The sequence below is a fragment of the Pseudomonas sp. GW821-FHT03E01 genome (assembly GCF_059420765.1).
Genome location: NZ_JBWKUI010000032.1, coordinates 1 through 5,475 on the forward strand (window position 1 = coordinate 1; position 5,475 = coordinate 5,475).

5 protein-coding genes are annotated in these 5,475 nt (G+C 55.1%); all 5 read right to left on the reverse strand.

Annotated elements, in window-relative coordinates:
- On the reverse strand, nt 1-1,133 hold a 1,133-nt coding region (locus AC07VO_RS29805), incomplete at its 3' end, for a DUF6531 domain-containing protein (protein ID WP_495007736.1).
- 96 nt (nt 1,134-1,229) lie between these two features.
- Nucleotides 1,230-1,511, reverse strand: coding sequence for a hypothetical protein (locus AC07VO_RS29810; protein WP_086946470.1), 282 nt, complete (start codon nt 1,509-1,511; stop codon nt 1,230-1,232).
- Between the two features lie 41 nt (nt 1,512-1,552).
- A complete protein-coding gene (locus AC07VO_RS29815; protein ID WP_086946469.1) occupies nt 1,553-2,152 on the reverse strand; it encodes a hypothetical protein in 600 nt (199 codons plus the stop codon).
- Nucleotides 2,153-2,267: 115 nt separating this feature from the next.
- The gene (locus AC07VO_RS29820) at nt 2,268-2,855 is read right to left on the reverse strand and encodes a DUF8309 domain-containing protein (protein ID WP_086946468.1); all 588 of its coding nucleotides are present in this window, start codon (nt 2,853-2,855) and stop codon (nt 2,268-2,270) included.
- Between the two features lie 37 nt (nt 2,856-2,892).
- Nucleotides 2,893-5,475 (reverse strand): RHS repeat-associated core domain-containing protein (locus AC07VO_RS29825; RefSeq protein ID WP_495007737.1); only part of this gene is annotated, 2,583 nt, incomplete at its 5' end.

Genomic DNA, 5,475 nt, shown 5'->3' on the forward strand with positions numbered 1-5,475 from the left:
CCCATATCGATGCGCCGGCCCTGTTCATCGGTGTACACCAGCGTTTCCCCGCCCTCCGGGTGAGGCAGGATTTCAACCCGCACCTCGTAGGACACGCTCCAACCCGCTCCGAACAAGCTGTCGCGGCGTTCGTCGCGGCTGTTGTAGAAGCGCTGCCAATCGATCGGCAAGATGCCCGGCAGCACGAAATCCAGCTCTTCGTCCCCACCCAGCACCTTGGCCCCGGTCGCAGCATGCACCGGGTTCGACGAACCCATGGCGGCGTTGGCCATGGCGCCCATGGCGCTGCTGACAGCCATCGACGTCGCGCCGCCGATCAGCATGCACGGCAGTTTGCTGAAGAACTTGCCCTTGCCGCCCTTGAGCATCAGCAACGCGGTGACCGCCAGCCCCACGCCCGGGGTCTTGCCGCTGCGGATCTCACGCACTACCACCGAACCGCCACCAATGGTCACGTTCGATGAGATCAGCCCGGACGATACGACCTTGGCGTCGCAGGTGGTGCGGTCGCCGCTGCGCACGGCGGGCTGGCCGTTGATGGTGACTTTGTCCGAGCCCTCGGCCAGAAACTGCGGCGGCATCGGCGGATGCTTCATGCAGGTGACCAGGTCCAGCGGCTTGGGTACGGCGCCGGGCGCAGGGGTGGCGACGGTGGGGCGCCACATCTGCGAGAAGAAGCTCTCGGCCATGTCCAGATAGCTGGGCTCGGCTTCGGGCTCGGGTGTCTCCAGCTCGGTGCCGGCCGGCGCGACATGGGACGGAATCGCCCCGGCGGCCCGGGCGGCGGGAATGTTGTTGGTCAGGGTGTTGGTGGAACCGGTGAGAATCGTCGCCTGCACCGTGGGCGGGAACAGCGCATTGCTGAAGCTCTCGCACAGGTTGCTCAGGCCCTTGTCGGCCCCGGTCTTGCTCATGGCAAGGCCGACGATGGTGCCCACCACCGCGCCGAGCAGGAAGCAGCCGAGGCCGCCGGTGGCGACGGTGATGCCCGTGGCCGCCACCACGGCAGCCGTCGCCAGCGCGGTGATCGCGATGTTCGCTGCCACCTCCAGCACGCCGCCAAGAATGTCGGCCATCATCGAGGTGTGGTCGAGGGCATCGCCCAGCCGGGCGGCCCAGAGTGCGTCAGACATGTGGGATGTTAATCCGACGTAAGTTTCTGACGGCTGCGTAATCGTTGTGCGGGTTGCGCAATTCGATGCCTTCCATTGCACCTTTCTCCGTGTAGGTTACGGCATACTCATCAGCGCCATTCTCAGGCGTTTGATCAGCTTCGGATTCTTGAGGCAATCGGCCGGCCGTTTGTTACCGAGGGCGGGCACTTTCTGTTTGATCCACCACAACCCTTCCTCAAGCCCTCTTTTACCGTTGAGGACGACCGCCATATCGAGGTAACCATCCATTACTTTGGCCAGTGTGCGGGCGTTGTCGTCGAGATAGTCCTCTTCGTATAACCGCACAAACACATTCCAATCGGAATCGCCGGGGTATTCGTCTTCCAGTTGTTCCATCTTCTGCGCTCATTGGCCGGGTCAGAATCATGACCTGAAGATCAACCATAAAAGTAATCAAAAAACCGTTCGAAATTTTCTTTCCCCAGTAGGGGACTGACTTCCTTTGTGAGTAATTTCACGAACTTGCTGGAAAGCTCGTCATCGTCGTTATAGATCTCAAATATTTCGAATTTTCCGTGGACAACCTCAATCAATTTTGCAAGAGCGAAAAAGAAATCAGCCAATGAGTCGGCAATTTTGAAAGGCAAAGCCACGTCATAGCTGGCAAATACAGGTGTACCCTCAATGTCGGTAACAGCGATGACAGGTTTACCACCTCCGATATCATCCATGAATACTACAAAACTGGCTGGCCAGCGTGGGTTGAGCTGCGACTTGTTTGAATTGCCATCCCACTTGTAGCCCACTTGGTCATCTTCAAGGGTGTTCAGATCAAAAAAACGTATCGGAGTCAAACCTGTCTCTATCTCAACACCCACAGGCTCGTAGTTGTCATAGAAAAAGTCAGTTTCGACAGAGCGTTCAAGCGTTTGCGGCCATGTGGCGTTGACTTGGCCATTCTTTTCGAAGCTGCCCTCTGACTGAAACTTCTTGTGGATACGGCGCAGCTCTATTAGTGCCTTTTCTAACGCGCTCATGTTCGTTATTCCGAATAAAAACTCAAGTGACGCATTTAGGCTTGCCAAGCGTTTAATGCAGTGAATCAAGCGCCTTTATAGCTATTACCAACCGCTGTGCATTAAACGCTGCTTTTTATCTTAGTGGTACAGGTAAACGTCGGGTTAAAGGCTGCAGACTCTCACGATCCGTCCACAGCCCCGGAAATACTTCAAATTTCAAATCGTCACGGTTAAGTCCAGTATCGAAATAGCGGCACAATCTGTCGCTCAAGTCGTCGTCCCCCCACATGTTGGTAAGCTCATACTGTTCAATAGCATCGCGATTTTTTGAAAGCTTCAGATCTTTTTGACGCACGGGTGCCAAGCTGTAATCGATAGCGCAGTCTTTGCCGGTATCGATCAGGTCGGCACCGCGGAAGGGGAATCCACCTTCAAAGTTAACGTGCGGTCTTAACCAGTAACGTTCGTGGTCTGACAGGACCAGTGGAGTCGTAGGTTGTAGCTTTTCGACGGCAAGTCGTTGGGTAACGACCTTCCCTACAAAACCGCTGAACAGAATTTTACTGTCGTCCAGCACGAGATCGCTCCAGATTCCATTCACGCTTCTCACGTCGTAAAAACGCATGACGGAATTTTTGATCATCTGGCCTACGGTATATAAATCGTCTCGCAGTTTGAGGCTGACTAAATCGCCTTCCTTCCAGGTTATGCGTTTGGCCATGGGGCTCACTCCATCTTAATAATCATTAACGAATCACTCATGAGCAACGGCCTCCTCTGCCTTTGCTGACCCCTTTAGCGGCGGCTTTGACTCTGGCTTTGTTGGCGGCTTTTATACGTTTATCCAAGGCTTTGCCTGCCGGTGTTTTGGCCAGATGTTTATCAGCAGCAGCAAGATATTCTTTTCTTCGCGCATTACCTTGGCCCACCGGATTCTGCGCGTTGGCGGTGCCGTCTTTTCCGCCTAACCCTTCATAAACGCGTTGCTCCAGCCCACGGGTAACGTCCTTTCCGTCCTGGCCGTATGCTGTATGCAGGACCTGAGGAGCTTGACCACCAAAGCGATCAAAACTCGATCCATAGCGATAGTTCAGCACGTCTGAACCCACCTGTTTACCTTGCATGCTGGCATAGCCGACATAGGCTTTACCGGTTGCTTTGTCGACGCCCAGATAGGTGATATGGGTTGCCGTAGTTGGACTGCCCGCCAGCCCCCATGCATCACTCCAACCCATCGGGTTGGGGCCATACTGATAGAGGTTCAGACCGCCGGCGAGCCCTATTGGATCAGGCGTAATGAACCGACCAATGTCAGGGTCGTAAAACCTGAACGTGTTGTAGTGCAGTCCGGTTTCCCGGTCCAAGTATTGTCCCTGGAATCTCAGATTCTGCTCTTCTATATAGTACGGCTCACGAGTCTCCTTGGCGGTATTACCCCAGACTCGATAATTGGCCTGCCAGATGCAGTGCCCATCGTGTTCCGTGAGCTCCTGCGGCAACCCATTGGGGTCATTGTGGTAGTAACGGATTTTTTGCAGCGGGCCCATTCCGTCAACGCGCGCCAGCGCCTCGTAGCTGCCGTCTTCATAAAGGTACAGGCTAGTCTGGTTGTTCCGGTGCTCCTGAAACAGTTGCAAGCCGTCCCACACAAAACGAGTGGTGCCAAGCGGATAACCATTCTTGTCTTGTACGGTTTTTTCAATGCGCCGACCCAAGGGGTCATACGCCATCTTGACGATAGTTTCACCCGCCGCACTCTGATTTCGAACTTCGATCACACGGCTTTCGGCGTCGTACCTGAAGCGCTGAACCCCTCGGCTGCCACTACGTTTTTCGATCAGTCGACCGAAACTATCGTAGCGGTAGCGTTTGTCCTGATAGGTCAACAATTTGTTATGTACTACCAGACCTGCCCCCGGTTGCGGGCCGTCCAATAAATTGGCCGCCGCATCATAGGCATAGATTTCATGCTGCCCTTGAATGTTGTCTTGGCTGGCGATGATTCGGTCGGTAGCGTCGTAATGCAAAAACTGTCGATGCGCAGTGCCTGCTTTTTGTCCGAGGCGCGCAATCAGGTTGTCGCTGGGGTCATAGTCGAAGTGTGTTTGTGTCGCTCCAGGTAATTGTCGCGGCTGGCTATTCGGGCGCCGCACGTATGAACGCAGGCGCCCGCCGCGATCATATTCAGTTCTGGTATTGATTTGGCCCTGTGTGCGAAATACCTCACGGTGCAGGCGATCACGTTCGAAGTCACTGATGACCTGGCCGTCGAGGTTGATCTGGTGCAGATGACCACTGCCGTAATACAGCCGATTGATCCAGCGGCCGTCGGGCAGTTGGGTCTGGATCAGATTACCGAGTTCATCGTAGCGATGTTTTAAACTGCCGCCCAAACTTTGTTCTTCGAGTGGCTGGCCCAGAGCGTCATATACAAAACCGAGTTTTTGTTCGCGGCCCTGGGTGTCTCTGAAAGTGATCGCGATCAGTTGATCCAACGGATCGTAAGTGTAATCAGTGCGGCCATCGTCAGTGATCTTGGCAACCAGACGCCCAACCGCATCTCGCTCCAGGCGGTGGACGATAGGCTTTTCGGGCGTTTCCGAGACAACAGCAAGCCCGTCACCATATTGCGTAGGCAACGAGACTACGCGGGTAATGCTGTTCAGAACGTCGTAATCATAGCGATGGGCGCTTCCATCGAGATCCTGTTGTTCAATCAGACGGTCGCTGGCATCCCAGGTAAACCGATAATTTTCGCCGTTTTCATTAGTCAGAGCTTGTAGCCGCCCGTAACTGTCATAACTGAATTGCACCTGCCGGCCATGGGCATCCGTACGTTGACGAATTCGACCCCGAAGGTTGTATTGGTAATGAGTGGTATGACCTGATGGGTCGGTATGTTCCGTCAATTGACCACTGGCGTTACGTTGATAATGTTCAAAGCGACCATCGGGAAGTTGGCGGCTGAGCAACCGGCCCACTGTGTCATATGTGAAGGTTGTACGCTCCCCGAGTGGGTCGGTGATGACCTGAAGGTAGCCACGATTGTCATAGCCATACCGCGTCGGATAACCCGAGCAATCGATGTGTTCGACCAGTTGGCCGAACGGGTTCCAGCGCAGCTTTTTGCTTTTATCGGTGGCGTCGATGATATCGACGACCTGGCCGTGGGCGTCGTAGCGGTAGCGGGTGACATGGCCCAGTGGATCGGTTTCGGCGATGCAGTTGCCGCGTTGATCGTAGCGATATTGCCAGCTGTTGCCGGCGGCATCGGTTTCCACCAGCGGCAAGGCCCAGTGCTCGAGCCATAAGGTCGAGTCGCTGCGGCCCAGCGGGTCGGT

Excerpts from the sequence above, each read along its gene's own strand:
- AC07VO_RS29815 (WP_086946469.1), bottom strand. The coding sequence starts at position 2,152 with ATGAGCGCGTTAGAAAAGGCACTAATAGAGCTGCGCCGTATCCACAAG.
- AC07VO_RS29810 (WP_086946470.1), bottom strand. The coding sequence starts at position 1,511 with ATGGAACAACTGGAAGACGAATACCCCGGCGATTCCGATTGGAATGTG.
- AC07VO_RS29820 (WP_086946468.1), bottom strand. The coding sequence starts at position 2,855 with ATGGCCAAACGCATAACCTGGAAGGAAGGCGATTTAGTCAGCCTCAAA.